General features: G+C 57.8%; 4 protein-coding genes and 2 pseudogenes. 1 reads left to right on the top strand and 5 read right to left on the bottom strand.

What is annotated here, in order from left to right; translation table 11 throughout:
* Window positions 1-251 precede the first annotated feature (251 nt).
* Window positions 252-1,340, top strand: a pseudogene (locus tag ACZY0Y_RS19575) (restriction endonuclease).
* A gap of 122 nt (window positions 1,341-1,462) precedes the next feature.
* Here the strand turns inward: ACZY0Y_RS19575 and ACZY0Y_RS19570 are convergent.
* The 5 genes and pseudogenes from ACZY0Y_RS19570 to ACZY0Y_RS19550 form a co-directional block, all read right to left on the bottom strand.
* Window positions 1,463-1,945 carry a hypothetical protein gene (locus ACZY0Y_RS19570; RefSeq protein WP_463959900.1) on the bottom strand — a complete coding sequence of 161 codons (483 nt, stop codon included), beginning with the start codon at window positions 1,943-1,945 and terminating at the stop codon, window positions 1,463-1,465.
* Window positions 1,942-2,346, bottom strand: a complete 405-nt coding sequence (locus ACZY0Y_RS19565; RefSeq protein ID WP_463959899.1) for a helix-turn-helix domain-containing protein — start codon at window positions 2,344-2,346, stop codon at window positions 1,942-1,944. The genes ACZY0Y_RS19570 and ACZY0Y_RS19565 overlap by 4 nt, the downstream gene beginning before the upstream one ends.
* 1,085 nt (window positions 2,347-3,431) lie before the next feature.
* Window positions 3,432-3,602, bottom strand: coding sequence for a recombinase family protein (locus tag ACZY0Y_RS19560; RefSeq protein WP_463959898.1), 171 nt, complete (start codon window positions 3,600-3,602; stop codon window positions 3,432-3,434).
* 214 nt (window positions 3,603-3,816) lie between these two features.
* A pseudogene (locus tag ACZY0Y_RS19555) lies at window positions 3,817-4,290 on the bottom strand (P-loop NTPase family protein); the annotation flags it as partial.
* Window positions 4,291-4,343: 53 nt separating this feature from the next.
* On the bottom strand, window positions 4,344-4,502 hold the full coding sequence (locus tag ACZY0Y_RS19550) for a hypothetical protein (protein ID WP_463959897.1): 159 nt from the start codon (window positions 4,500-4,502) through the stop codon (window positions 4,344-4,346).
* Window positions 4,503-4,875 lie beyond the last annotated feature (373 nt).

Genomic DNA, 4,875 nt, shown 5'->3' with positions numbered 1-4,875 from the left:
ATGCACCGCCTCACCCACAGCACAGCACCCACAGGCCACGGCAGTACCAACTTCACGGAAACGCAGTACCAACAACTCGGACTACCGGTACCAACTCACGCTATCTGGCAGTTATGCCCTCTTTTCGACATGGAGCCATAGCTGCAAGCAGATGGGTGTCATTCAGGACAATCACATGTAGTTTGTTGCTTCATCAGCTTGGATCTTTGCTGCACTTCCTTGTGCAGCACTGACGGTCTGGTAGGGGGACAATATGGTTCGCAGAGAAGGTCTCAGCTTTGGCAGCAAAACGTGCGCCGGCAGCGCGGTGTTATCCAGACAGAAAAGGCGACGAAGAACGCGTTCGTGACGCCATTCATTTCGACGATTCTTGGCTACGACGTCTCCAATGCCATGGAAGTCGTTCCGGAATTCATCGCAGACGTGGGACTCAAAAAGGGCGAGAAATCGACTACGCGACCGTCAAGGACGGCGAAGTCCAGATCCTGATCGAGTGTAAGGAGTCCAGTGAATCCGTCAAAATCGAGCACGCGTCGCAGCTTTTCCGGCACTTCGCCGTAACCAACGCTCGCATTGCGCTCCTTACCAACGGCGAGGTCTATCAATTCTTCACGGACCTTGATGCCCCGAACGTATGGACGCGAAGCTATTCCTCATGCTCGATTTAAATGACATCGATCAAATGCTTATCCCCGAACTGCAGAAACTGTTCAAGGATGTTTTTGACCTTGATTCGATCATCAGCGCGGCCGGCGAGCTGAAGTACATCGGCGAGCTGAAGCGGACCTTGGCCGCGCAGTTCAAAGAGCCAGAAGACGAATGGGTCAAGGTCCTCACTGGACGTTTTTATTCTGGTCCATACACCCAAAAGGTGCGGAAACAGTTCACCGCCTTGGTCGCCAAGGCATCGAAGCAGTTTCTGAATGACCAGGTGAACGAGCGCCTGAAGAAGGCCCTCGGCAACCTGGGCTTCCCCCAAAGCGAGGAAGCTGCAGCGGCGGCTAGCGTCACCAGCGCTCCAGTGGCCGAAGCGGACCTGGCCGAAGCTGATGGGCTGGAGACGACGATGGAAGAGATCGAGGGCTACCAGATTGTGAGGGCCATTGTTTGCAGCGAGGTGAAGCCAGCGCGAGTAGTTCAAAGGGAGGCCAAGTCTTACTTCGCAGTGCTGCTGGACGATAACAACCCCAAGCCCATCGCACGCCTGCACTTCAACCGGACTCAGAAGTACATCGGTCTCTTTGACGTCAACAAAGAAGAGACCCGAGTTCCCATTAGCTCTCGAGGAAATCTACGAGCACGCTGAAGCGCTGAGGGCGAGCGTCAAAAATTACCTATGACGACCATGCCATATGGAGTTACGCCAGCACCGCGGGACTAAAGAATATACTTCCTTTTCCCTGGTTCACCCTCAGGGTGAACTTACCACGCGGGAAGCCCCGCCCGTCTTGCTGTCGGTCGTTTAGCTGGCTTGCTCGCCCAAAGCGCGGGTCGTGGCATCAGTTGAGATGTCCCGGCCCTCGCCTTGAGCGTCATCGCTCGCGCTCTCGCGCTCCTCAAGAATGGATACCTCGATTTCAGGAGCCTTCCAAGGAATGTCGAACTTTTCAGTCAGCCCAAGCATGCCCACAACCGCGGCCGCTTGATGGCGACAGAAGTCGTAGAGGGTTTCTAACGCTTCCGAACCCTCCACCGCGTGGGCGTAGTCCGCTGTAGTGTCAACGACACCAGTGTTTAGGAACAGCGAACCGATGGTAACGGTGAATCCGGCTTCCTTGGTCGCGCCATGCAGAGTCCCAATGACCACTCGTCCGTCGTCAGTTACTTCGTCCCTAGAGTACGAGGCATCCCACTGCAGATGCTCCTCGGCATCATGGTAGGAATGCGCTTCAACGCTGAGTACCTTCGGGTCTACAAGAATGAAGGCCTTGTTGAATGTACTCATGGTCTCGGCTGAACTAGTTTCTTGAGGTGGTCCACGTCCTGGTACCGTTCATGGACGTGCGCACTCCGGGGGCCGCCGCTATTGATATAAGCGTTACGGATCAGTTGCCCGCGGGAAGGAGCGCTGGCCGGCTCTTCGACTTCGATGTCGAGAACAAGACGTGCACCAAGTGCATGGAGGGTTTTTGCAAGGTTGCGGACCGTGATGTTGCGGTCTCCCGCAAGTCTGGCCGTGACCTCGCTGCGGGAAATTTTCAGCATTCTGCCGAGCTCAGATCGCCCAACGTTCGCTTTTTCCATCGCGAGGGCAATCAGCTCACTGGCATCCACCATCGCGGCTTCCTCGGCGTAAACCGCCCCAAATGCGGCGTCCCCCACAGGGAAGACGTTTGACGTCTCCATAGCGCCTCTTCCTTTCAGTTCCCGTTCCACTCCCAGAAGATGTTAATGGCCTTCTGGATCTCCGTGTTCACTCGGCTATTCGCCGGTTTTTTCCGCCCGTGAGTTGCGTACCAAGTCACTTGGTGGCGGACCATATAGAGCCGGTAATTGTCCGCTTTAAGCTCGAAGACATCGACGTCGTCGCGCTTGTCGAGGTGCCTCAGGTTCTCCGGACTCTTGATGTTGTGGTGGTCTCGCAAACGTTCGAAGTACCGTAAGTACCTCGCCCGAAACCGTAGATCCAGGCCGCCCAAAAACTCCTCCGCATCACACGCCCCCGATCTACGAATCATTGCCAGGACGGTATCGCAGTCCGGCAATAGACGCTTACAGTGCCCGTGTTCAGTCATAACTGAACAACCGCTTTCAAGGTATCACAGGTGTCAAAGCTTGGACGTATCGGTCTGGTCACGCTTCTGAAGCCCTTCCCCAATGAGCCCGCTGGCTGGAATCGGCCGGGGCAGAGACCACCAGCATAAACCGGGGATCCGACATCCCAAGTCATTGCCATCTTTTTAGCTTCGGCCATGAGCGACATGCTCCCCCGCCGAGACCCACCACTCCACCGTTGTTTTGTCGTCGAGCCTACGGTTGGCCCCGTTCTGCCCTGATGAGTGAGGAACCACGAACGCGCGGCTCCCCTATCGTCCACGGTTGCAATCCATACCCGGGCTTGGGAAGTCCAAGAGCCTCGGCATAATTCCGGGCGACGCCGCAATCGACTTCTACGACGGCTTTCACGGCACGCCCCAACTCTTCGACAGTCCCATACGTCGCGTCTTTCTCCACTGGAGATCCACACGATGTGAGACCCAATACTCAGCGCGACGGCGACCACTGCTGTCTTCTTCTATTCGTTCCCCCATTGACCCGAGGACGTCAGCCCCAGCGCCAACATGTTCCTTAGCCTAGACCGGGCGCTCGATATTTTGTGACCGCGATGCCAAGGGCCGAATGTCACACCGTGGCCCAAGAATGTCCACGAACCGAGTTTTCGCGGGGAAAGATTTCGCTGAGCGCGGGAGGCGCAATCAGTGGCTGGTCGTCTAATGCTGGTCGGCCTCGATACAGCCGGCCTCTATATCCTGTAGCAGCCGTTCGAACTCGGGATGTTCCTTGCCAATAGCGGCGCTGAGGTCGTTATCCCTGAAGAGTGTAAAGTCGCTCCTGCCCTTGGTCTCGGCAAGCGTCCGGCAGGTCGATTCCTGACGCTCCACGGCCGCTCCTGCCCTGTTTTGTCCTCAGTTTGACGGACCTGAATGCTACGCGTTGCTGCTCCCTGAGTGAAACGGTGGTACTTGACAATCAGTACAACTATGGCGCTCTCAAGCGCGAAGACGTCTGCCAGTGGTGCGCCCACTCCAGAGAAACGAGGGTAGCTTCTAAACCTCCGCCACCGGAGCCGCGAACTGGGGCCTCATACAACTGCGACTAAGCCCCACCAGTCAGCAGTGAAGCGCGCCTCCCCTGCTCCACAACTTGGCCGGCCGCCATCACCACGACGAGGTCCGCGTCGCGGATCGTGGAGAGGCGGTGCGCGATCACAAATGAATGCCGGTCGGACCGCAGCGCGCGCTCATCGCCTTCTGCACCAGCCCCTCCGTCCGGATGTCCTTGGACGGAGGTCACGTCCATGGATCGGCACCGAAGGGCGGGCCAGGAACGACCGGGCAATGGTCAACAGCTGCTTTCCTCCGCCCACACGTTCGACCCCTCGTCCTCAAGCCCCGTGTCGTACCCCTCAGGCCGGGACCGCACGAACCGGCCCACATTCGTCGCCCGCGCCGCCATCATGTCGTCCTCCGAGGCGCCGGGCCGCCCATACGCAACCTTGTCCCCGATAGTCCCGCCGAACAGCCACGTATCCTTCAGCACCATACCCACCGAGGAGACGTCCGCGCCGTCAAAGGCCGCTCACGAATCCTGGATGAGCAACAACGCCCCGGGCTTGCGCCGCCTCACCAGGCCGGGGAGCCGATGTCGGTCAAGGCTTTGAGGCGATAGCGCTTGCGAACCCGCATTTTTAGGTCGTCGTCTCCGTATACTTCGGACGCCATTGTGAGGAGTCCGAGGTCTTCGAGCTCCTTCGTGGCCCGCGTCCAGGTGTCATTAGACATGCCATATTGGGTCTTTCGGTGGCCAGCCATGACTTCTCCGTTCTGGCCCGTTCCCCCCGTGAGCTCGCGGAGTGCTAGGTATACAGCTAAGGAACGGCCATTTAGCTTGAGAATCCATCCGTTTGCCCACAGTTCGATGGGAAGCGTTACGTAGCGCCGCTCGAATCTCGCGCCCCATTCTTCCCCTGTACCGTCTGGCCTCAGCAGAGTGACGTTTGGAATGTTCCCTGGCTCAAACTCGCGCCGAATCAAGCGCTTTGTTGGCTCTTCAGAATTGAGAGTGTAGTTTCGGTCTGAATCCGCCGGATTCGAGGAGTGATCTGGCGATGTAGTTGGTGAGGTTGCGGAAGCCGAGGGCGGAGCCGCGGAGGTG

It is taken from the genome of Pseudarthrobacter kochi (genome assembly GCF_055412805.1).
Note: the sequence above shows the minus strand (reverse complement) of the source record. Positions and strands in the feature narration are given on the sequence as shown.

Bases quoted from the DNA above. Each gene is read 5' to 3' on its own strand.
- ACZY0Y_RS19570 (WP_463959900.1), bottom strand. From the start codon at position 1,945: ATGAGTACATTCAACAAGGCCTTCATTCTTGTAGACCCGAAGGTACTC.
- ACZY0Y_RS19565 (WP_463959899.1), bottom strand. From the start codon at position 2,346: ATGGAGACGTCAAACGTCTTCCCTGTGGGGGACGCCGCATTTGGGGCG.
- ACZY0Y_RS19550 (WP_463959897.1), bottom strand. From the start codon at position 4,502: ATGTCTAATGACACCTGGACGCGGGCCACGAAGGAGCTCGAAGACCTC.